Origin of the sequence: Thermus parvatiensis (genome assembly GCF_001535545.1) — a bacterium.
In the GTDB taxonomy this organism is placed as follows: domain Bacteria; phylum Deinococcota; class Deinococci; order Deinococcales; family Thermaceae; genus Thermus; species Thermus parvatiensis.
This window is the reverse complement of sequence record NZ_CP014141.1, coordinates 331214-351678: the sequence shown is the minus strand read 5'-3', so window position 1 is coordinate 351678 and position 20465 is coordinate 331214. Positions and strand designations below refer to the sequence as shown.

17 protein-coding genes and 5 pseudogenes are annotated in these 20465 nt (G+C 69.3%); 3 read left to right on the top strand and 19 right to left on the bottom strand.

The annotated features are described in order from the left end of the window. Window positions 1-1598: pseudogene (locus tag AV541_RS01960) on the top strand (GGDEF domain-containing protein). 45 nt (window positions 1599-1643) lie between these two features. Here the strand turns inward: AV541_RS01960 and AV541_RS11560 are convergent. From AV541_RS11560 to AV541_RS01890, 15 genes and pseudogenes are all read right to left on the bottom strand, one after another. Then, complete coding sequence (locus tag AV541_RS11560) at window positions 1644-2255, bottom strand: helical membrane plugin domain-containing protein (protein ID WP_172619212.1); 612 nt, start codon at window positions 2253-2255, stop codon at window positions 1644-1646. A gap of 9 nt (window positions 2256-2264) precedes the next feature. Next, entirely contained in the window at window positions 2265-2660 is a 396-nt protein-coding gene (locus tag AV541_RS11975) for an NAD(P)/FAD-dependent oxidoreductase (protein WP_244880567.1), read from the bottom strand. Continuing rightward, window positions 2606-3397 carry an NAD(P)/FAD-dependent oxidoreductase gene (locus AV541_RS01950; protein ID WP_244880566.1) on the bottom strand — a complete coding sequence of 264 codons (792 nt, stop codon included), beginning with the start codon at window positions 3395-3397 and terminating at the stop codon, window positions 2606-2608. The genes AV541_RS11975 and AV541_RS01950 overlap by 55 nt, the downstream gene beginning before the upstream one ends. A gap of 83 nt (window positions 3398-3480) precedes the next feature. Beyond that, window positions 3481-4479 (bottom strand): hypothetical protein, encoded by a 999-nt coding sequence (locus AV541_RS01945; protein WP_060384118.1) that lies wholly within the window; start codon window positions 4477-4479, stop codon window positions 3481-3483. Next, window positions 4463-4975 (bottom strand): c-type cytochrome, encoded by a 513-nt coding sequence (locus AV541_RS01940; RefSeq protein ID WP_060384117.1) that lies wholly within the window; start codon window positions 4973-4975, stop codon window positions 4463-4465. Before AV541_RS01940 ends, AV541_RS01945 begins: the two co-directional genes overlap by 17 nt. Then, window positions 4968-5485, bottom strand: a pseudogene (locus AV541_RS01935) (DUF3341 domain-containing protein). The gene AV541_RS01940 and the pseudogene AV541_RS01935 overlap by 8 nt, the downstream one beginning before the upstream one ends. 9 nt (window positions 5486-5494) lie before the next feature. Beyond that, window positions 5495-6840 (bottom strand): annotated as a pseudogene (nrfD, locus tag AV541_RS01930) (NrfD/PsrC family molybdoenzyme membrane anchor subunit). Further along, window positions 6833-9462: pseudogene (locus AV541_RS01925) on the bottom strand (4Fe-4S dicluster domain-containing protein). The pseudogenes nrfD and AV541_RS01925 overlap by 8 nt, the downstream one beginning before the upstream one ends. Before the next feature lie 9 nt (window positions 9463-9471). Then, window positions 9472-10110, bottom strand: a complete 639-nt coding sequence (locus AV541_RS01920) for a cytochrome c3 family protein (RefSeq protein ID WP_060384116.1) — start codon at window positions 10108-10110, stop codon at window positions 9472-9474. A 156-nt stretch (window positions 10111-10266) separates the two neighbouring features. After that, a pseudogene (locus AV541_RS01915) lies at window positions 10267-11675 on the bottom strand (PEGA domain-containing protein). A gap of 68 nt (window positions 11676-11743) precedes the next feature. Continuing rightward, the gene (locus AV541_RS01910) at window positions 11744-12694 is read right to left on the bottom strand and encodes an acetyl-CoA carboxylase carboxyltransferase subunit alpha (protein ID WP_008633551.1); all 951 of its coding nucleotides are present in this window, start codon (window positions 12692-12694) and stop codon (window positions 11744-11746) included. Then, window positions 12678-13535, bottom strand: a complete 858-nt coding sequence (accD, locus tag AV541_RS01905) for an acetyl-CoA carboxylase, carboxyltransferase subunit beta (protein WP_060384115.1) — start codon at window positions 13533-13535, stop codon at window positions 12678-12680. Before accD ends, AV541_RS01910 begins: the two co-directional genes overlap by 17 nt. Further along, the gene (locus AV541_RS01900) at window positions 13535-13906 is read right to left on the bottom strand and encodes a bactofilin family protein (RefSeq protein ID WP_014510848.1); all 372 of its coding nucleotides are present in this window, start codon (window positions 13904-13906) and stop codon (window positions 13535-13537) included. Before AV541_RS01900 ends, accD begins: the two co-directional genes overlap by 1 nt. A gap of 1 nt (window position 13907) precedes the next feature. Further along, window positions 13908-14807 (bottom strand): M23 family metallopeptidase, encoded by a 900-nt coding sequence (locus tag AV541_RS01895; protein ID WP_060384114.1) that lies wholly within the window; start codon window positions 14805-14807, stop codon window positions 13908-13910. A gap of 119 nt (window positions 14808-14926) precedes the next feature. Beyond that, the gene (locus tag AV541_RS01890) at window positions 14927-16198 is read right to left on the bottom strand and encodes a thymidine phosphorylase (protein ID WP_060384113.1); all 1272 of its coding nucleotides are present in this window, start codon (window positions 16196-16198) and stop codon (window positions 14927-14929) included. Window positions 16199-16220: 22 nt separating this feature from the next. Between AV541_RS01890 and AV541_RS01885 the strand changes: the two genes are divergently transcribed. Next, on the top strand, window positions 16221-16739 hold the full coding sequence (locus tag AV541_RS01885; protein ID WP_060384816.1) for a Uma2 family endonuclease: 519 nt from the start codon (window positions 16221-16223) through the stop codon (window positions 16737-16739). Between the two features lie 55 nt (window positions 16740-16794). Here AV541_RS01885 and fba read toward each other — a convergent pair whose 3' ends face one another. From fba to panC, 3 genes are all read right to left on the bottom strand, one after another. Then, window positions 16795-17712, bottom strand: coding sequence for a class II fructose-1,6-bisphosphate aldolase (gene fba / locus AV541_RS01880; RefSeq protein WP_060384112.1), 918 nt, complete (start codon window positions 17710-17712; stop codon window positions 16795-16797). Window positions 17713-17830: 118 nt separating this feature from the next. Then, window positions 17831-18937, bottom strand: a complete 1107-nt coding sequence (locus AV541_RS01875; RefSeq protein WP_060384111.1) for a type IV pilus twitching motility protein PilT — start codon at window positions 18935-18937, stop codon at window positions 17831-17833. Continuing rightward, a complete protein-coding gene (panC, locus tag AV541_RS01870) occupies window positions 18934-19764 on the bottom strand; it encodes a pantoate--beta-alanine ligase (RefSeq protein WP_060384110.1) in 831 nt (276 codons plus the stop codon). Before panC ends, AV541_RS01875 begins: the two co-directional genes overlap by 4 nt. 21 nt (window positions 19765-19785) lie before the next feature. Here panC and AV541_RS01865 point away from each other — a divergent pair, with 21 nt between their 5' ends. Beyond that, window positions 19786-20064 carry a hypothetical protein gene (locus tag AV541_RS01865; protein WP_008633571.1) on the top strand — a complete coding sequence of 93 codons (279 nt, stop codon included), beginning with the start codon at window positions 19786-19788 and terminating at the stop codon, window positions 20062-20064. A 57-nt stretch (window positions 20065-20121) separates the two neighbouring features. Here the strand turns inward: AV541_RS01865 and rsfS are convergent, their stop codons facing one another. After that, the gene (rsfS, locus tag AV541_RS01860) at window positions 20122-20463 is read right to left on the bottom strand and encodes a ribosome silencing factor (protein WP_008633572.1); all 342 of its coding nucleotides are present in this window, start codon (window positions 20461-20463) and stop codon (window positions 20122-20124) included. Between the last annotated feature and the right edge of the window lie 2 nt (window positions 20464-20465).

The window sequence follows — 20465 nt, the reverse complement described above, 5'->3', positions numbered from 1 at the left end:
GTGGTCCTCCCCTGGCTGGCCCTTCCCCTCCTGGTCCTCCTCGCCCTCTACCCCCCCACCGCCCCTTGGAGCGAGCGCTTCCTCACCCCCCTGGTGGCGGCGGGAAGCGGCCTCTACCTCCTGAGGCGGCGGGAGAACCTCCCCTGGGGCCTGGGGCTTCTCCTCTGGGGGGTAGGGGACCTGGTGTGGGCCCTCGAGGACCTGGCCGCCTCCCCCCGGAGCCTCCTCTGGGAGTCCCCCTACCTCGCGGGCTACCTGGCCCTGACCTACGGCCTGTGGCGCCTGCCCCCTAGACCCCCAAGGCTCACCCTGGGCCTCCTCCCCCTGGGGCTTTTGGGGCTTTTGGCCCTCCTCCACCCCGAGCTGGGGATAGACCGGCTCTACGTGGCTTGGGACGCCCTCCTCCTCCTTCTCCTCCTCCCCAGGCTTGAGGGGCTTTTCCAGGAGCGCTTCCAGCCGGGCCGGGCCCTCCTCGGGGTGGGGGTTCTCCTCGTGCTGGTGGCGGACCTGGCCTACGGCTACCTGGAGGCGATGGGGGGCTACCCCGCGGGCCACCCCCTCCACCTTCTCTACCCCCTGGGCTACCTCCTCCTCGCCTTGGGGGTGGAGGGCCGGAACGTCCCCACCTTTCCCGCCCTGGCCCTCGGGGGCTTTTCCTCCTGCCCGCGGTGGTGGCCAAGGACCCGGTGCCCTTTGCCCTGCGCCTCCTCGCCCTCTACGGGGGGCTTGCGGGGGCCTTGGGCCTCCTCTACGCCCTCCACCTGGAGTGGCGCCGCACCGAGGAACGGGGCCGCCGCTGGACCCGGTTCCTGGAGGCCCTGGCCCGGCTTTCCCCCCGGGTGACCCAGACCCTAAGCCCCGAGGGGGTTCTCCTCGGGGTCCTCGAGGCCGCCCAGGAGCTCCTCCCCCAGGCGGTGGGCCTGGAGCTCAGGGCCCGGGGGAGCCTGGTGGGGGAGCGCGCCCCCCACATCCTTCCCGTCCCCCTGAACGGGGACGCCGCCTACCTCCACCTAAGGACCCCGCCGGAGGAACCCGTTCCGCCGGGGTTTCTCGCCCTCCTGGGGGAACGCCTGCGTCAGGTCCTGAGGCAGGCGGAGTGGGGCGCCCTAGCCTACACCGACCCCCTCACGGGGCTTTTCAACCGCCGGGGCCTCGAGGTGGAGCTCCCCAAGCTCCTCGCCCTCTCCCGACGCTACCGGGCCCCGGTGAGCGTGGTCATGCTGGACATTGACCGCTTCAAAGCGGTGAACGACACCTACGGCCACCCCGTGGGGGACGAGGTGCTCAGGCGCCTGGGGCGGATCCTCAAGGAAAGCGTCCGCAAGGAGGACCTGGCGGTGCGCTACGGAGGCGAGGAGTTCCTCCTGGTGCTCTTCGGCGCCGAGAGGGAGGCGGCCAAGGAGGTGGTGGAGCGGATCCGCGAACGCTTCCGGAACGAACGGGTGGCCCCCATCCCCTACCCCCTCACCCTCTCCGCCGGGATCGCCGGGGGGGAGGTGCCGGAGGGGAGAGAGACCCTAGAAGAGTGGATCCTCAAGGCCGACTACGCCCTCCTCCGGGCCAAGGAGACGGGGCGGGACCGGGTGACCCTGGCCTGAGTACCCCGCTCTGGCTTTCGCCAGAGCGGGGGCCCCGAGGAAGGGCTACTTCTTGGGCATCATCTTGGCCATCATGGCCTCGAGGGCCTTCCGCTCCTCGTTCATGTGGCCGAAGGCCTTGCCCAAGGCCTTCAGGAGAAGGAAGAGCACCCCCAGGGCCTTCTGGACCTCGGGGTCGGAAAGCTGCTTGAAGAGCCCGGCGAGGCCCACCCGGGGCGGATCCTGCATCGCCTCCGGGGTGAAGGTCTCCGCGAGGCCCTTTTGTAGGGCCCCCGCCATCATGCCCACCGCGGCGGGCTCAATGCGGGAGAGGAGGTCCAAAACGTTCGCCCCGTGGGAGACGAGGCGGAGAAGCTGGGGCTCCATGAGCATCCCCAAGCCCTCCCCGAAGTTCTCCGAGAGGTGCCCGAGGAAGGCGAGGGCCCCGGACTTGTCCAGCCTCTCCAGGGTCTCCGCCAGCTTCTCCAGGGCCTCCGCCTGGTCCAGAAAGCGGGCCAGGAGGGAGACGAGCTGCAGGTTCTTGGGGTCCATGAGGAGGCCCAGGTTCTCGGCGAGGGTCTCCCCCACCTCCATCCGGGCGAGGAGGGCGAGGCCGCTTTTTTCCAGGACCTCCTCAATGCGGCCTAGGCGTTCTTCCACCGTCAAGGTCTTCTCCATGGCCGCCTCCTACTCAATCAGCGTGGCGAACCAGAAGCCTTCAAAGAGCATCTTGGTCACCCGCACCCACTTGCCCACGGCCATCACCCCGCAGGAGGGCATGCCCGTGCCCGAAAGCACCCTTTCAAAGGAGCACTGGGGCAGGAGGGCGTTGTCCCCGAAGTCCATGATGCACATGGCCACGGGGCTGAAGGGCTCGCCGATGTAGGCCCCCTTGAGGTCGGAGGCGATCACCCCAGCCACGTACTCCCCCTGGAAGTGGGCCACCACCCCGGCAGGGGGAAGCATGAGGGCGGGGTTCACCGTGTCCCCGATGACGAAGACGTTGGGGAACCTGGGGGAGCGGAAGGTTACCCGGTCCACCTCGGGGAAGCCCTGGGGCCCCGCGAGGGGGCTTTCCCGCACCACCCGGTTGGGGGCGAAGGGGGAGTGAGGATGAGGAGGTCGTAGGAAAGCTCCCGGCCGTCCTTGGCCTTGACCTTTCCCCCCGCGAACTCCACCGGCTCAAATCCCCCGTGGAAGGCGATGCCCTTGGACTTCAGGATCTCCAAGACCTTTCCCGAGATCACCGGCCCCATGCCCGCAAGGGGCGCGGGGTTTAGGTGGAAGACCTCCACCGTGCTCTTGTCCCGCACCCCCTTGACCTTGAGGGCGAACTCCACCTGCCCCGCCACCTCGTAGGGCGCAGGGGGGCAGGGGTAGTAGGGGGAGGAGACCCCCACCACCACCTTCCCGCCCTTGAAGGTCCGCAAGGCCTCCCGGAGTTTCAAGGCCCCCTCCAGGCTCCAGGGAGCATGGCCGTCTTGGGCCGGGGAGGGCAGGGCCTCGGCCCCCAAGGAGACGATGAGGTAGTCGTAGGAAAGCTCCCCGGCCGTGGTTTTCACCCGGTTCCTCTCTGGGTCCAGGGCCTCCACCGTGGCCTGGAGATACCGGATGCCCCGCTTCTCCAGGTTGGCGAGGGGGCGCCGGATGGCCTCGGGCTCCCGCATGCCGAAGGCCACCCAGGGGTAGGCGGGCATGAACTCGTGGTGGGTGTTCCGGTCCACCAGGGTGACCTCCACCTCCTTCCCCAGAAGCCGCTTCACCTTGTTGGCCGCCACCAGGCCGCCGGAGCCACCGCCCAAAACCAGAACCCTCGTCATCCTTCACCTCCCGGATACGCGTACCGCGTACCCCTACCTCCAGGGTGAACCCGGGAGGCTTGTGAGGGTAGGTGCAAATGCCCCTACCCCCGCAGGCGGGCGGCGAAGAGGAGGCCTAAGCCCAAAAGCCCCAAGGCCTCCCCCACCCCAAACCCCCGCCCCAGGGCGGGGAGGAGGTACCAGGCGAGGTGCACCAGGCGGAAGAAGGCCACCCAAAGGGCGGCGGGGAGGAGGTAGCGGGCCTCCCGCTTGGGCAGGTTGGTGAGGAGGTAGAGGAAGGGAAGGAAGAAGCCCCCCACCACCCAGAAGGCGGCTACCTCGTCCCAATAACCTTGCAAGCGTTTCAGGTAGAACTCCACCTCGTGGGGAAAGTCCGCCCCCCAGACGATGATGAGGGTGGTGGCCTCCAGGTAGATCCAGACGATGGAGAGGGCGAGGAGGAGGTTGGTGTGGTTCTGGGCCTGGCCGCGGAGGGCGGCCGTGCCCTGCCTCGCCGCGAGGGCCACGGCCACGGCGAGGGCCAGGATGGCGGCGGAGAGGAGGACGATGCCCCCGTAGGAGGCGGAGTAGAAGTGGGCCTCGAGGCTCTTGAAAAGGTCAAAGGAGAGGAAGGTGCCCGCCACGAAGACCAAGGGCAGCCCCCAGGCCCCCACCTCCGCCCGGTACTCCCCGGGGCGGAGCCGGGAGAGGACGAAGGCGAAGAGGGCGAAAGAGAGGGCGTAGCGGAGGAACATGAAAGGCGCGTTCAGGTAGGGGGCCCGGTGGAGCAAGATGGGGTCCAGGCTGGCCTCGGGCCTCGCCCAGGGGAAAAGCTCCGGGAGGAAGAGGAAGAAGGGGAGGCCCAGAAGCCCCATCAGGGGAAGGAGGCGGGCCAGGGGATAGAGGTAGGGCTCCAAAGGCAGACCCCAGTGGCTCCTCAAGGCGTTGTGCAGGAGGAGGACGAGGAGGGCCCCCAAGGAGAGGAGGAGGAAGAAGGCGAAGGGGAAGTAGGCGGCGGGCGCGCCGAAGAGGAAGGCCGAGGCGTAGAGCAAAAGCCCCAGCACCCCCGGGGCCAGGCGGCTTGCCTCAATGGACCTCTGCATCCACCACCTCCTCGGGGCAGGCCTCCAAGAGGAGGCACCGCTTGATGTAGTGGGCGATGAGCCAGCGCTCCCGCTCGGGGATCCGGCTCTTATAAGGAAGCATGCGGCCAAAGCCGTTGGTGGCGGCGAAGTAGAAGTAGCCCTCGGGCTGGTCCCGCACGGCGGGGTCGTGGTAGGAGCGGGGCTTGGGCACCCCCAAGGGGATGGCCCGCCCGTCCCCTTCCCCCCTCACCCCGTGGCAGATGGCGCAGAAGCTCTGGTAGAGCGCCTTTCCCCGGAGGAGGTCCGCCTCGGTGAAGGCGTAGGGGTTTTCCGCAAAGCCCCCCTCGGGCTTGAGCCCAAGCCGCACCGCCTGGTCCAGGTTCTCCCCCAGGGCGACCCGGTCCTCGGGGAAGGCGAGGGGGAGGGGGCTTTCCCGGAAGGCCTTGACCTTGGGCTGGTCCCACATCCAGCCGCACCCGGAAAGGAGAAGGGCGAGCAAGAGAAGGCTACGCACGCCGCACCTCCTCCACCTCCGCCCCTAAGGCCCGGAGGAGGTCCCGGGTGGCCTCCGGGTCAAACCGGGGATCGGTGGCGTAGACGAAGAGGGCGGGCCGGTCCACGAGGGCCTCCCGGTAGCGGGGGGCGAGGACGGCGGGGTGGGCGGCCAGGGGGAGGCCGTTCAGGTAGAGGAGGTAGAGGAAGATCCCCACGGTGATGGTGAGGATGGTGATCTCAAAGGTGACGGGGATGAAGGCGGGCCAGCCCAAAAGGGGCTTCCCCCGGCGTTGTGGGGGTAGTCCAGGGTGGTGTAGACCTGGAGGAAGAGGCCGAGGCCCGCCCCCAAGACCCCCAGGAAGAAGGCCATCCAGGGGATGCGCTCGTCGTGGCCGTACACCGCCTCGAGGCCCTCCAACGGGGTCGGGGTGATGGCCTCCAGGTGGCGGTACCCCGCCTTCTTGAGGACCTTCAGGCCCTCTAGAAGCTTCTCCTGCGCGTCAAAGTAGGCCATGTACCCGTACAGCATGGCGCCTCCCTAGTGCTTCCTAAGCTTGTGGTAGAGGTGCAGCATCTCCGCCACGGCGATGGGGGGAAGAGGCGGATGAGGACCGCAAGGCCGAAGAGGAAGAAGCCCAGGGTGCCCAGGAAGAGGGTCCAGTCCACCCAGGTGGGGGAGTAGAGGTGGAAGTTTCCGGGGAGGAAGTCGTGGGAGAGGCTGATGACCACGATGACGAAGCGCTCCAGCCACATGCCCACGTTGGCCAAAATGGAGAAGACGAAAAGCCAGGCCACGTTCCTGCGGAACCTGGGGAACCAGAGGGTCTGGAGGAGGACCACGTTGATGAGCATCATGGCCCAGTAGTAGGGGGCGTAGGGCCCGGTCATGCGCCAAAGCTGCTGGGCCCACTCGGCGGGTTCCGCCGAGTACCAGGCGATGAAGATCTCCAGGAGGTAGGTGTAGGCCACCCCGAGGCCGCTGGCCAGGGTCACCTTGCCCATCCAGTCCAGGTGGCGCTCGGTGATGACCCCCTCGAGGCGGTACCACTTCCTCAAGGGGATGAGGAGGGTGAGGGCCATGGCGAAGCCCGAGTAGATGGCCCCGGCGGCGAAGAAGGGCGGGAAGAGGGTGAGGTGCCAGCCCGGCACCACCCCGTAGGCGAAGTCCATGCTCACCACGGAGTGCACGGAGATGACCACGGGGGTGGCGAGGCCCGCCAAGAGGACGTAGGCCGCCCGGTAGCGCCGCCAGTGGAGGGCGCTCCCCGTCCAGCCTAAGGAAAGCCAACCGTAAAGCTTCTTCCGCCAGCCCTGGCTCCTCTCCCTGAGGAGGGCGAGGTCGGGGATGAGGCCCAGGTAGAGGAAGAGGGTGGAGATGGTGAGGTAGGTGAAGATGGCCAGGACGTCCCAGGAGAGGGGGCTTTTGTACTGGGGCCAGAGGGCCATGTGGGTGGGGTAGGGCAGGATCCAGTAGAAGTGCTGGGCCCGGCCCATGTGGATCAAGGGGTAGGTGGCGGCGCAGAGGACGGCGAAGAGGGTCATGGCCTCGGTGATCCGGTTTAAGGAGTCCCGCCAGTTCTGGCGCATGAGGACGAGGATGGCGCTGATCAGGGTCCCGGCGTGGCCGATGCCGATCCACCAGACGAAGTGGACGATGTCAAACCCCCAGAGGACGGGCTGGTTGATCCCCCAGGTGCCGAGGCCCTTGGTGAAGGTGACGAAGATGGCGTAGAGCCAGGCCAGGGTCAGGACGAAACCCACCGCCGCCACCACCTTCCAGGGCCTGGGCGGGGGCTTCTCCACGGGCTCCAAGAGCTTCTCCACCAGGGACCTTTCCGTCCACTCCCCCTGGATGAGGTCGTGGTCCGGGTGCCGTTCAGGCATGGCCTCCCTCCTTCCTAAGCCTGGGGTTGGGGTTCTTCAGGTGGGCGAGGTAGGTGGTCCGGGGCCAGGTGTTCACCTCCTCCAAGAGAACGTAGTGGCGGCCCTCCTCCCGGTGGGCGTGGATGGGGTCCTCAGGGTCCAGGAGGTCCCCGAAGTGGATGGCCTGCCCGGGGCAGACCTCCTGGCAGGCGGTCACCACCTCCCCGGTGCGGATCCTCCGCCCCTCCCTCGCGGCCTCGGCCCGGGCGAGCTCTATGCGCTGGACGCAGTAGGTGCACTTCTCCATGACGCCCCGGCTTCTCACCGTCACCTCGGGGTTCATGAGGAGGGCGAGGGGGCTTTCCTTGGCCCGCCTCGGGTCCCCTTGGCCGATGAAGGCCTCGGCGTAGGGGAAGAAGTTGAAGCGCCGGGCCTTGTAGGGGCAGTTGGCGGAGCAGTACTTCGTGCCCACGCAGCGGTTGTAGACCATGAGGTTGAGCCCCTCGGGGGAGTGCTCCGTGGCGGCCACGGGGCAGACCGCCTCGCAGGGGGCCTTCTCGCAGTGCTGGCACATCACGGGCTGGTGGAAGACGCCCTCCTCGGCGAAGTAGCGGTCCAGGCGGATCCAGTGCATCTCCCGGCCCTTCCCTACCTCCTCCTTCCCCACCACGGGGATGTTGTTCTCCACCTGGCAGGCGAGGACGCAAAGCCCGCACCCCACGCAACGGGCGAGGTCCACGGTCATGGCCCAGGCGTGCTCCCCCTGGGGCCAGGGGGGGTAGAAGGAGACGCGCTTCTCCTCCTTGGGCTGGGCTTTGCGCGCCTCCTCCTCGGTGAGGACCTTCACCGCCTCCACCTCGCCCAAGTAACCGTGGTACTGGGTGGAGACGAGAGGGTAGTCGCGGCCCGTGGGCAGGACCTCCGCGGGGAAGACCGTCCCTTCGGGGTGGAAGAAGTGGGAGAGGGGGCTACAAGGCTTCCCTCGGGAAGGAGGGGGAGGGGCCAGAGGGGGAGGAGGGCCTCCCTTCCGGAAGCCCGCACCCGAAGGAGGGGCCTTCTGGGGTCGGCGCGCCGCTCCCGGGCGCGGATCCCCTCAAGAAGCCCCCAGGCCTCCGCCTCCCTCTCCCCGGCGAGGAGGGCCCCGTCCCAGACCAAGAGGGAGAGGGGCCGGGGAAGCTCTTGGAGGTAGGGGTTTTCCCGGTAGCGGCCGTCAAAAAGGCGCGCGTCCGGGCGGAGGGTGAGCTCCAGGGAGGCCTCCCGCCGCAAGGGGGAAAGGCGGCCCTCCAGGCCGGGGAGGGGCTCCAGGGCCAAGGGCTTTGCCTCCTCCAGGGGCCGGCCCTCGGCCAGGGCCCGCCTCTCCTCGGCGGTGAGGCCGGGAAGCCCCTCCCCCAAAAGCCCCGCCAGCACCTCCTCCAGGCTTTTCCCGCTGTAGAGGGGCTTGAGGAGGGCTTGGGCGGGCCAGAGGCGGCCCCAGGCGTCCCGGGCGGGGCTTGCCGCCTCCAGGGGGTGGGCCAAGGGGAGGCTGTAGGGCGCCGCCTTCGGGTAGAGGGAGAGGACCGCGGCGAAGGCCTTGCCCTCTAGGCCCGGCAGGGGGCCTTCCGCCGCCCAGACGAGGCGGGAAGCCGCTTCCGCCTCGAGGAAGGCCCGGGGGGTGGCGGGCTCGGCCTCCGGCGGCGGCACGTAGGCCACGGGGGCCCTAAGCCTCGCGTTCACCGCCATGGCCAGGGCCTGGGCGGCGGGGGTGAGGTGGACCCCGGGGAGGAGGAGCCCTCCCCGCTCAAGGTCCTCCACCAGGGCGGGGAGGAAGCCCCCGTAGTCCGAGGCGGGGCTTCCCGGGAGGACCCCGAGGGCCTTCGCCAGGTCCAGGAGGAAGGTCTCGAGGGCGCTGGGCTTCAGGGCCAGGCGGTGGTCGGCCATGGCGCCAAGGAGCCCCGCCCCGCTCTCCACGGCGTAGATGCGGTTCATGGGGGGAAGGCGCCTCTGGCTTAGGGCGGCCCACCAGCCGTAGCCCGCCGGGTGCTCGTGGAGGTCCACGTCCAGGAGGAGCACGGTCTCGGCCTTCTCAGGGCTGTAGACGGGCCAGGCCCTCTGCCCGAAGGCGAGTTCCGCCCCCCGGTAGACGTTCTCCAGGCTCCAGGCCTCAAACCGGGCCACCCGGAGGTTGGGGTAGCGGGCCTGGGCCCTCTGGAGGAGGGCCTCGAGCCTAGGCGAGGTGGTGCGGGGGAGGACGAAAAGGGTTTCGCCTTGGGCCAAAGCCCTCCGCCAGGCGGCGTAAAACCCCTCCCAGTCCGGGGCTTTGCCCTTGCGGGCCGGGTCGTAGAGGCTGTAAAGCCCCGCAAGGGGGTAGGGCCCCATGGCCTCCCCCTGAGGGACGAGGAAGAGGGGCCTTCCCTGGTAGGTGCGCACCCGCACGGGCTCGGCGAAGCCCGCGTGGGGCAGGGCGGTGAAGAACTCCCTCCGCCCGCCCTCCACCACCCCCTCGGGCTGGCGCACGTAGGGCACCCCCTTGCGCCGCACCACCGGGGTGCAGGCCGCCAAGGAGACAAGGCCCAGGGCCAAAAACCCCCTCCGGGTCACGGGACCGAAGGGAAACTCCTCCCGGAAAAGCGCTCGCTCCAACGCCTCCTGGGGTCCTCTGCGCATACCTCCTCCCTAGCGGTGGCAGGTGTTGCAGCTCGTGAGCTCCTCGGGGGGCCGGACGTGGTAGAGCTGGAGGAGCTCCCGTCCCAACTCGGGGTCCGGAACGTAGGCCATGTTGAAGACCTGCTCCCGGGGCCTCAGGCGCGGTGCGGGGTTCCGGTGGCAGTCCAGGCAGAACTTCATGGTGAAGGCCTTGGGCTGGTAGACCACGGGCATCTGGTCCACCCGGCCGTGGCACTCGGCGCACCCCACCCCCTTGGCCACGTGAGGGGCGTGGTGGAAGTAGACGAAGTCGGGGAGGTTGACCACCCGGTTCCAGCGGAGGAGCTCCCCTTTCTCCCAGCTCTCCCGCACGAGGGCCAGGTTGGGGCTATCCGGCTTCACGTAGAGGTGGCAGGTCATGCAGGTCTCCGTGGGGGGAAGCCCGGCGTAGGGGGCGTACTCCACGGCGGAATGGCAGTAGCGGCAGGAAAGGCCGAGCCCCCCGGCGTGGAAGGCGTGGCTGAAGGGGACGGGCTGGGGCACGGGCCGCCCTTCCCGCTGCTCCAAGGCCCCCACCGCCACCCCGGAGAAGACCAGGACCAAGGCGAGGAAGACCCCCAACACCGACCCCCAGAAGAGGGTCTTGAGCCAACGGTTTCTCCGTCTCATAGGCCACCCCGGCAAAGAGGTCCACCAGATACCCGCTCCTAGGGCTTGTTCAGGGGTACACTACACCAGGGGCCTCGGGACATTTGTCCCTATACGAAAAGGCCGCCCGGGAAGACCCGAAAGCGGCCTCTTCGCCTTCGCTTTCTGAGGAACGCCTCAGCGCCCCAGGGGCACCATCTGGAAGCGGAGGACCCGGTCCCCGCTCACCTGGAGCGTCTGGACCAGGGTGCGGTAGCCCGGGGCCACCAGGGTGAGCTCGTGCTCGCCGAAGGGGACCTCGAGGCGGAGGTAGCCCCCCCGGGTGCGGCCCACCTCCTCCCCGTCCAGGAAGACCCGGGCTTCCACGTTGACGTAGACCTCGAGGGTGGCCCTAAGGGGGACGAGCTCCACGGAAAGCCGCAGGGTCTCCTCGGGGCGGACCTCCACCCGGGCGCGGTACTCCGCGTACCCCGGGGCCAGGAGCCGCACCTCGTGGAGGCCCGCCTCCAAAGAGAGGCTCAAGGGCGCCCGCCCCACCAGGCGGCCGTCCACGTAGACCTCCGCCCCCTCGGGCCGGGCCTCGAGGACCAGGGTCCCCTCCCGGGGCAGGGGGACGAGGCGGGCGAAGACCTGGGCGCGCTCCCCTTCCCGGACCCGGACCTCCACCCGGTAGGGGGCGTACCCGGGAAGCCTAAGCTCCACCTGGTACCGTCCCTCGGGGAGGCGCAGGGCGAGGGGGGTCCTCCCCCGGAGCGCCCCGTCCACGTAGACCTCCGCGCCCTGAGGGCTGGAGGAGACGGACAAGACCCCCTCCTTCTTGGGCTCGGGGACAAGGCGGGCGAAGACCCGGACCCGCTCCCCGGGACGGGCGTTCACCGCGGCCCGGTAGGGCGCGTACCCGGGAAGCCTAAGCTCCACCTCGTGCCGCCCGGGGCGCACGGCGAGGCTCAAGGGAGTCTTGCCCTCCCGCCTGCCGTCCACGTAGACCTCGGCCCCCGGGGGCTGGAGTCCACCTCGAGGGTGGCCTCCGCGGGCGGCGGGGCCTCCCCCCGCCCCACGTAGTAGCGGGCCACGTCCGTCACCCAGTCCCTGGCGGGAACCGGCTTGATGACGATGGAGAGGGCGCGGGCCAAGCCCTCCCAGCCCTGGACCCGCACCTCGCCCCGCTCCACGTCCAGGATCTCCGCCACGGAGAGGGGGCGGCGGCTCGCCACCGCCAGGATCCTGTCCTCCCCCTCGGGGCCAGTGATGGTGTAGCGGTAGCGGGCCCCCTCCGGGGGAAAACGCCGGGTCTCCCCCGCCCGGAGGAAGTTGTCCCTCTCGTAGGGGTTGGGCAGGATGGGGTCAATGCGGCCGTCGGCGTTGATGTTGAAGAGGTAGACGTAGGCGTCCTGGTTGACGCGCACGTAGATGTAAATGGACTCGCCAATCCGGTAGACGGCGTTCCCCCGCTTGGCCGGATCCTTGTCCACCCAGACCTGGACCTCGAGGTCCGTGGGCACCGGGTTGACGATGATCCCCTGGGGGTTGATCTCCTGGGCCAACGCGGCCCCAAGCCCCAAGACCGCCAGCAACAGCTTCCGCATAGGCCTCACCTCCACCCCCAGGGTACGCCATCCGTGTGAAAACCCTGAGGGACCTGGCCCAACGTCCCTTAAGGCTCGGCGAAGGCGCCCAGGGAGCGGAAGCGCCGGTAGCGGTCCTCGTAGAGGGCCTCCGGGGAGAGGCCCTTGAGCTCCTCCAGGGCCTTTAGGAGGGCCTCCTTGATGTTCCGGATGGCCCGGTCGGGGTCCTTATGGGCCCCGCCCTCGGGTTCGGGAACGATGGCGTCCACCACCTTGAGCTGGAGGAGGTCCTTCGCCGTGAGCTTCAAGGCCTCGGCGGCCTTGGGGGCCTCCTTGGCGTCCCGCCAGAGGATGGCGGCGCAGGACTCCGGGCTGATCACGGAATACCAGGCGTTCTCCAGGATGAGGACCCGGTTGGCCACGGCGATGGCCAAGGCCCCCCCGCTTCCCCCCTCCCCCAGGATCACCGTCACGGCGGGGACCCGGAGGCGGCTCATCCGCTGAATGCTCTGGGCGATGACCCAGGCCTGGCCCCGCTCTTCGGCGGAGACCCCGGGGTAGGCCCCGGGGGTGTCCACGAAGGTGAGGAAAGGGTAGCCGAAGCGGTCCGCCAGGTCCATGAGGCGCATGGCCTTGCGGTACCCCTCGGGGTGGGGCATGCCGAAGTTGCGCTGGAGGTTCTCTTTGGTGTCCCGGCCCTTCTGGTGCCCCACCACCACCACCTTCTCCCCCTCCAGGTAGGCGAGCCCCCCCACGATGGCGGGGTCGTCGGCGAAGGCCCGGTCCCCGTGGAGCTCTATGAAGTCCTGGAAGGCCTTCTCCAGGACGTCCAGGGTGGTGGGCCTCCCGGGGGCCCGGGCCAGCTGGACCCGCTGCCAGGGGGTGAGGTTCTCGTAGGTCTCCTTCCTGAGCCGGGCCAGGCGCTCCTCCAGGAGGCGGATCTCGGCCTCCAGGTCCACCCCCGTGGCCTTGGCCGTCTCCTTGAGCTCGGCGATGCGCCGTTCCAGCTCCAGAATGGGCTTTTCAAACTCCAGGGGCATAGGCTACTCCCGGGTGCAGGTGGCGGAGGACCCGCACGAGCTCCTCCTTCAGGCGGCGCCGGTCCGTGACCCGGTCCACCATGCCGTGCTTCAGGAGGAACTCGGAGCGCTGGAAGCCCTCGGGAAGCTCCTGGCGGATGGTCTGGCGGATGACCCGGGGCCCGGCGAAGCCGATCAGGGCCCCGGGCTCGGCGAGGATCACGTCGGCCAGGGCGGCGAAGCTCGCCGTCACCCCTCCCGTGGTGGGGTCGGTGAGGACGGAGACGTAGGGCAGGCGCCGGGCCCAGACCCGGTCCAGGGTCATCACCGTCTTGGCCATCTGCATCAGGGAGAGGGCGGCCTCCTGCATCCTCGCCCCCCCTGAGGCGGCCACGATGACGAGGGCCCTCCCCTCCTCCGCCGCCCTCTCCGCCCCGCGGGCGATCTCCTCCCCCACCACGCTCCCCATGGAGCCCCCGGCGAAGGCGTAGTCCATGACGAGGAGGACCGCGGGCACCCCCCCGATCTGGCAGGTACCCCCCAGGATGGCGTCGGGCCTACCCGTCTCCGCCTGGTAGGCCTTGAGGCGCTCCACGTAGGGCTTGGTGTCCACGAAGCCCAAGGGGTCCAAGGGCCGAAGCCTCGTGGTCTCCTGGAAGGTTCCCGGGTCGGCCAGCATGGCCACCCGCTCCTGGGCGGGGAGGCGGTGGTGGTGGCCGCACTTAGGGCAGACGTGGAGGTTTTCCTGGAACTCCTTCTTGTAAATCTGGGCCCCGCAGGCCTCGCACTTGGTCCAAAGCTCGGGGACGTCCCGGTTGCCCCCGCTCGGGCGCTTTCTGCGGAAGAGCCTTTCCAGGGCCATCAGGCCTCCTTGGGGGCCTCGAGGGCCTTGTGCTCCCCGGCCACGCTCTGGCCCACGAAGACCGCCCCCGCCTCCACCTCGAGGGCCTGGGCCTTGAGCTGGCCGGTGAAGCGGGCCGTCTTGGAGAGGACCACCTTCTCGGCGGTGAGCTCCGCCTTGACCTCGCCGTGGATGAGCACGGACCTGGCCTCCACCCTCTCCCCTTCCACCCGGCCCGTGGGGCCGACCTCCAGCTCCCCCTCCACCAGGACGGAGCCCCGCACCAGGCCGTCAACGCGCACCTGGCCCTTGGCCCTCATGTCGCCCAGGACCTCGGTGTCGGGGCCGAGGTAGGTGAGGGTGCGCTCCTTTCTTCCCAGCATCCGCCCCATTCTATCGGGTGTACCAGGTGGGGTCCAGGTAGGCCCTGGGGTCCACCGGCGTCCCGTAGCGGTAGACGCCGTAGTGGAGGTGGGGCCCCGTGGACCGGCCCGTGGAGCCCACAAAGCCCAATAGCTCGCCCCGTTCCACCCGCTGGCCCGGGCGGACGGCCAGGCGGGAGAGGTGGCCGTAGAGGGTCCGGTAGCCCCGGGCGTGGTCCACCACCACGGCGAGGCCGTAGACCCCCATCCACCCCGCCTGGACCACCACCCCGCTCCCCGTGGCGTAGATGGGGGCCCCGTAGGGGGCGGAAAAGTCCAGGCCGTCGTGGAACTCCACGCCGGGGCCGAAGGGGTTTTTGCGGCGGCCGAAGTAGGAGGTGACCCCCCCGTGCCCCCGGAGGGGAAGGCCGGCGGGGAGGCTTTGCTCCACCTCCAGGGTCCGCTCCAGGGCGGGGGTGAGCTCGGCGAGCTGGTTCTTCAGGTCCAAAACCTCCACCCGCACCGCCCTCCACCCCTCCATGGCCCCGCCCCCTTGCCCGCCCTCCTGGTAGCGGACGGGAAGGGCGTTCACGGGGGAAAGCCCGGCGCGGCGGCGAAGCGCGTTGATGGCCTCCTTGAGGGCCTCAAGCTCCTTCTTGGTGCGCTCCGCCTCCTGGGAGAGGGCCCCGTTTTTGGCCTTCTCCGCTTCCAGGGCCAGGGAAAGCCGCCTCGCCTCCTGGGAGAGGGCGTGGAGCCTGGCCTCGAGGGCCCGCACCTCCCGGGCCCGGTGCCAGAGGTAGAGGTTCACCCCCGTCCAGAGGGCGAGGAAGACCAGGAAGAGGCCCACGGCCCAGCCGGGAAAGGTGAGGGCCCGGCTCCCCCCGCCGCTTCGGGCGAGGAGGAGGGTGTACCGGACAGGCCGCCTTTTCATCCCCGGAAGTATACCACCCCCAAGGCCCAGGCGCCTGCGCCTGGGATCGGCGAGGGGTGGCCCCGGTTTTGGCCCGAGGTGGGCATTTTACCCCTCGGTTGCGCAACCGGGTGGGGTACCTAGATGGCCTCCAAGACCAAGGGGGCGGGGTGCGCTTCCTCCCCTAGGGCGTAGGCCTCGCGCAGGTACCCAAGGGCCTCCTCCAGGCCCCGCCTCCGGTGGTAGACCAGGGCCAAGGCCTCCCCCCGCTCCACCCGGTCCCCGGGCTTCTGGAGCAGGTAGACCCCCACCCCGTGGTCAATGGGCTCCCCCTTCCGCTTCCGCCCCCCGCCCAGGGCGAGGACGGCGAGGCCCACCTTGTAGGCGTCCACCTCCCGCACCACGCCCTCCCGCTCGGCAAGGAGGGGGTGCTCCTCGGCGAGGGGCAAAAGGGAGAAGTCCTCCACCGCCCGGGGGTCCCCCCCCTGGGCCTCGAGGAAGGCCCGGAACTTCTCCAAGGCCGCCCCGCTCTCCAGGGCCTTCCGGGCGAGGGCGGGGTCCAGCCCCTCAAGCTTTAAGGCCTCCTCCGCCAGGGCCAGGGCCACCTCCAGAAGGTCCCCGGGGCCCTCCCCCTTGAGGGCCCCTATCGCCTCCCGCACCTCTAGGGCGTTGCCCACCGCCCGCCCCAGGGGGGCCTCCATGGAGGTGAGGAGGGCCCTCACCCGCCTGCCCGCCCCCTGGCCGATGGCCACCATGGTCTTGGCCAAAAGCCGGGCCTCCTCCAGGGTCTTCATGAAGGCCCCCCGGCCCACCTTCACGTCCAAGACGATGCTCCGCGCCCCGGCGGCGAGCTTCTTGCTCATGATGGAGCTCGCGATCAAGGGCACGCTCTCCACCGTGGCGGTCACGTCGCGGAGGGCGTAAAGCTTCCCATCCAGGGGGGCGAGGTCCGGGCTTTGGGCGGCGATGACGAGGCCCACCCTCCGCGCCCTCTCCAAAAACTCCGCCTCCGTCATCTCCCCTCGCCAGCCCGGCACCGACTCCAGCTTGTCTATGGTTCCCCCGGTGTGGGCCAGGCCCCGGCCCGACATCTTGGCGAAGGTGCACCCGCTTGAGGCGAGGATCGGCCCCACCACCAGGCTCACCTTGTCCCCAACGCCCCCCGAGGAGTGCTTGTCCACGGGGTGGGGAAGGCCGGAGAGGTCCAGGACCTTCCCCGAGCGGGCCATGGTCTCGGTGAGCCAGAGGGTCTCCTCGGGGTCCAGCCCCCGCAGAAAGGCCGCCATGAGCCAGGCGGAAACCTGGTAGTCCGGCACCTCGTCCCGCAGGTAGCCGAGGAGGAAGGCCTTTAGGTCCTCCCGGCGGTGCTTTTTCCCTTCCCGCTTTTCCCGGATGAAGGCCACGGGGTTCATGGGCCCATGCTACGCTAAGACCATGGCCACCCGGTACCGGTTCGGCCTGGAGGAGTACGAAAGGCTCTTCCGGGGGGTACGGGACGTGGAGCTTTTGGCAGGGGAGGTCTACCGGATGCGCCCCATCGGTCCCAAGCACGCCTGGAGCGTGGCCCGGCTAACCCGGCTTTTCACGGAGGCCCTGGGGGATCGGGCCGTGGTCTGGCCGCAAAACCCCATCCGCATCCCCCCCCACTCCGAACCCCAGCCCGACCTGGCCCTCCTCCGGCCCAAAAGCTATGGGGAGGGGCTTCCCACCCCCGAGGACGTGCTCCTCCTGGTGGAGGTGGCCGAAACGAGCCTGGAGCACGACCAGGGTCTTAAGCTTTCCCTCTACGCCCAGGCGGGCATCCCCGAGGTGTGGGTCCTGGACCTCAAGGAAAACCGCCTCCACGTCTACCGCACCCCCAAGGCCGGGGTCTACACGGAGCACCGCATTCTCCTCCCCGGGGAGGAGGCGGAGCCTTTGGCCTTTCCCGGGGTGCGGATCCCCTGGAGCTAAGCGGCTGCACGCGGGTTTCGCAACAGGGGATGCCCTAAGGCCCCTTTCGGGGTGCTTAAGCCCGCCCCACGGAGCCGAAAAGCTCCATGCGGCTTTTCACCACCTCCTTCACCGCCTCCCGGGCGGGGCCCAGGTACTTCCTGGGGTCAAACTCCTTGGGGTTTTTCCCCAGGGTCTCCCGGACAAGAGCGGTGAAGGCGAGGCGCAGGTCGGTGTCGGTGTTGATCTTGGCGATGCCCAAGGAGATGGCCTTCTTGATGTCCTCGGGGTGGATGCCCGAGGCCTCCCCGATCTCGCCCCCTGCGGCCCGGAAGCGCTCCACGAGCTCTTGGGGCACGGCGCTTGCCCCGTGGAGGACGAGGGGAGCAGGGACGAGCTCGGCGATGCGGGCGAGCCGGGGGTGGTCAATGAAGGGCCTCCCCTTCCCCTTGTAGGCTCCGTGGCTCGTGCCGATGGCCACCGCCAGGTAGTCGGCCCCCGTGCGCTCCATGAAGATCCGGGCCTCCTCGGGGTTGGTGAGGAGGGCGTCCTTCTCGTCCACGGCCACGTGCTCCTCAATCCCCGCAAGCCGCCCGAGCTCCGCCTCCACCGTGACCCCCACGGCGTGGGCCGCCTCCACCACCCGCTTCGTCTCCCGGACATTCGTCTCAAAGTCCTCGTGGGACTTGTCGATCATGACGCTGGTGAAGCCCTCCCTGAGGGCCTTGAGGACGCTCTCGTAGCTGGAGCCGTGGTCCAGGTGCACGGCCACGGGCACCCGGGCCTCCTGGGCCAGGGCCACCACCATGCGGGTGAGGGCCCGGCCCCCGTACTTCATCGCCCCCTCGGAGAGGGCGAGGATCACGGGGCTTTTTATTTCCTCGGCGGCCTCGAGGATGGCCTGGGTGAACTCCATGTTGTTGGTGTTGAAGGCCCCGACCCCGTAGCCTTCCGCCCGCGCCTTGCGCAAGATCTCTAGACCCGTTACCAGCATAAACGCCTCCCGCCCGATTATACCCCCTCTGGAAGCGTGGAACGGCCCCACCCCCTGGGGGCCCGGAAAAGGGTTCCCAGGGGGCTTCTTCGGGGCCAGGCGGGCAAGGGAAAGGGCGTCAGTAGGTCTGCCCCGTGGCCTTGGTGAGGAGGAGCCGGAACTCGTGGGGGCTGGTGGCGGCGGAGAGGGCGTCCTCCAGGGAGATGAGCCCCTCGGTGTAGAGCTCCACCAGGTGCTGGTCAAAGGTGCGCATCCCGTAGAGGGCCCCCTCCATCATGGCCTCCTTGATCTGGGGCGTCTTCTCCTCGTCCTTGAGAAGCTCCCGCACGTAGGGCGTGGCGATGAGGATCTCCAAGGCGAGGACCCGGCCCTGGCCGTCGGCCTTGGGGAGGAGGCGCTGGGAGAGGATGCCGAGGAGGGACTCGGCGAGGAGAATCCGCACCTGGCGGTGCTCGTGCAGGGGGAAGAAGTCGATGATCCGGTTGATGGTGCGCCAGGCGTCCAGGGTGTGGAGGGTGGAGAGGACCAGGTGGCCCGTCTGCGCCGCCATGAGGGCGGCCTCCACCGTCTCCCGGTCCCGTATCTCCCCCACCATGATCACGTCGGGGTCCTGGCGGAGGGCGTACTTGAGGCCGGTGTAGAAGCTGTCCGTGTCCAGCCCCACCTCCCGCTGGACCACGAGGCTCTTCTTGTGCTTGTGCAGGAACTCAATGGGGTCCTCAATGGTGATGATGTTCTTGGCGTAGTGGAGGTTGATGTGGTCAATGAGGGCCGCCAGGGTGGTGCTCTTGCCGCTCCCCGTGGGCCCCGTGACCAGGATGAGGCCCCGCTCCTTGGCGGCGAGGCTTTCCATCACCTCCCGGGGGAGGCCCAGGGCCTCAAAGCTCGGGATCACCTCGGAGACCACCCGCATCACCAGGCCCAAGCTCCCCCGTTGCCTCAGGAGGTTGCAGCGGAAGCGGGCCACCCCGGGGATGGTGTAGGCGAAGTCCATCTCCTTGCGGTACTCCAGCTCCTCCAGCTGTTCCGGGGTGAGGAGGGCCCGGGCGATGGCCTCCACCTCCTTGGGGGTCAAGGGGCGGTTGCCGAAGGGGCGGAGCCTGCCGTCTATCCGGACGGTGGGCGGGGCCCCGGCCTGCAGGTGGATGTCCGAGGCCCGGGCCTGGACCATGGCCTTTAGCATCTCCACGAGGCTCTGCTTGCCCTGGCCTTGGGCCTCGCTCATGGGTAGACCTCCAGGTTGTCTATAAGCCGCGCCTCGGGGAACCTCCCGGCCACGATCCCCCTGGCCCCCGCGACCCAGTCGGAGAGGGGCAGGAGGGTCTCGGGGTGGACGATGGCAAGGTAGTCCTTGCGGAACTCGGGCACCTCTGCCAAAACCCCCTCGCCCGCCCGCAAGGCCTCGGCCACGCTTCCCCCCTTTAGTGCCACCTCCCGCATGGCGGAAAGGGCCCGGTAGAGCACGGAGGCCTTCTTGCGGGTCTCGGGGGAAAGGTAGACGTTGCGGCTGGAAAGGGCGAGGCCGTCCTCCTCCCGCACCGTGGGCACCCCCACCACCTCCACGGGGAAGCCCAGGTCCCGGACCATCCGCCGCACCACGAGGAGCTGCTGGTAGTCCTTCTCCCCGAAGTAGGCCCTCTGGGGCTGGACCAAAAGGAAAAGCCGCGCCACCACCGTGGCCACCCCCTGGAAGTGGCCGGGGCGCACCGCCCCCTCCCAAAGGGCGGTGAGGGGACCCTCCACCTGGACCCGGGTGGCGAAGCCCTCGGGGTACATCTCCTCCACGCCGGGGGCGAAGAGGAGGTCCACCCCCGCCTCCTGCAAAAGGGCCCGGTCCCGCTCCAGGTCCCGGGGGTAGCGGTGGTAGTCCTCCCCGGGGCCGAACTGGAGGGGGTTGACAAAGATAGAGACCACCACGAAGGGGTTCTCCCGCCGGGCCCGTTCCACCAGGGCGAGGTGCCCCCGGTGGAGGTAGCCCATGGTGGGGACGAAGCCCACGCCCTCCCGGGGCAGGGCCGCCCGCAGCTCGGCCACGGTGCTCACGGTTCTCACGGTCCCCAGTATACTTTCCCCGTGGGCAAGAAGAAGCGGCAGGAGAAGCTAAAGAAGAAGGCCCTGAAGGAGTGGGAGGCCCGCAGGCCCAAGACCTTCCGGCAGTTCCTCCCCTACCTTCCCGGGATCTTCCTCCGGACCACCCTGGTCATGACGGCGGCCGTGACGGTGATCGTGGTCCTCGGGGCCCTGGGCCTCCCTTGGGCCGCCCACTTCTGGTTCCAGTTCGCCGTCTACCTGGCCTTCTACCTGGTCTTCCAGCGGTTCATCATGGGGCCCCTGGCCCCGCCCAAGGTCTGACCCTACCCCCACGCTGGCTTGCGCCCGCGTGGGGCGGTTCCCAGGGGGCTGGGGTACTTAAAGCCGCTCGGCGTCGGCCCAGAAGCCCTCGAGGTCGTAGTACTCCCGGGCCTCGGGGGTCATGAGGTGGACCACCACCTCCCCGTAGTCCAGAACCACCCAACGGGGACTCTGGCCCGCAGTGGGCCGGGGGCGGAGGTCCTCCTCCTCCAGCTTTTCCAGGAGGTGCCGCTCCAGGGCCTGCAAGTGGGGGGTGCTGGTGGCGCTGGCGACCACAAAGTAGTCCAGGGTCTCCGAGACCCGGCGCAGGTCCAGGGCCACCACGTTTTCCGCCTTCTTTTCCGCGAGGAGCTCCTTGATCCGCTCGATCAGCGCTACCGCCTCCTTGGCCTTGACCATCT

Coding starts and splice junctions, on each gene's coding strand:
- AV541_RS11560 (WP_172619212.1), bottom strand. CDS start 2,255: ATGGAGAAGACCTTGACGGTGGAAGAACGCCTAGGCCGCATTGAGGAG.
- AV541_RS01950 (WP_244880566.1), bottom strand. CDS start 3,397: ATGACGAGGGTTCTGGTTTTGGGCGGTGGCTCCGGCGGCCTGGTGGCG.
- AV541_RS01945 (WP_060384118.1), bottom strand. CDS start 4,479: ATGCAGAGGTCCATTGAGGCAAGCCGCCTGGCCCCGGGGGTGCTGGGG.
- AV541_RS01920 (WP_060384116.1), bottom strand. CDS start 10,110: ATGAGACGGAGAAACCGTTGGCTCAAGACCCTCTTCTGGGGGTCGGTG.
- AV541_RS01910 (WP_008633551.1), bottom strand. CDS start 12,694: ATGCCCCTGGAGTTTGAAAAGCCCATTCTGGAGCTGGAACGGCGCATC.
- accD (WP_060384115.1), bottom strand. CDS start 13,535: ATGGCCCTGGAAAGGCTCTTCCGCAGAAAGCGCCCGAGCGGGGGCAAC.
- AV541_RS01900 (WP_014510848.1), bottom strand. CDS start 13,906: ATGGGGCGGATGCTGGGAAGAAAGGAGCGCACCCTCACCTACCTCGGC.
- AV541_RS01895 (WP_060384114.1), bottom strand. CDS start 14,807: ATGAAAAGGCGGCCTGTCCGGTACACCCTCCTCCTCGCCCGAAGCGGC.
- AV541_RS01890 (WP_060384113.1), bottom strand. CDS start 16,198: ATGAACCCCGTGGCCTTCATCCGGGAAAAGCGGGAAGGGAAAAAGCAC.
- AV541_RS01885 (WP_060384816.1), top strand. CDS start 16,221: ATGGCCACCCGGTACCGGTTCGGCCTGGAGGAGTACGAAAGGCTCTTC.
- fba (WP_060384112.1), bottom strand. CDS start 17,712: ATGCTGGTAACGGGTCTAGAGATCTTGCGCAAGGCGCGGGCGGAAGGC.
- AV541_RS01875 (WP_060384111.1), bottom strand. CDS start 18,937: ATGAGCGAGGCCCAAGGCCAGGGCAAGCAGAGCCTCGTGGAGATGCTA.
- rsfS (WP_008633572.1), bottom strand. CDS start 20,463: ATGGTCAAGGCCAAGGAGGCGGTAGCGCTGATCGAGCGGATCAAGGAG.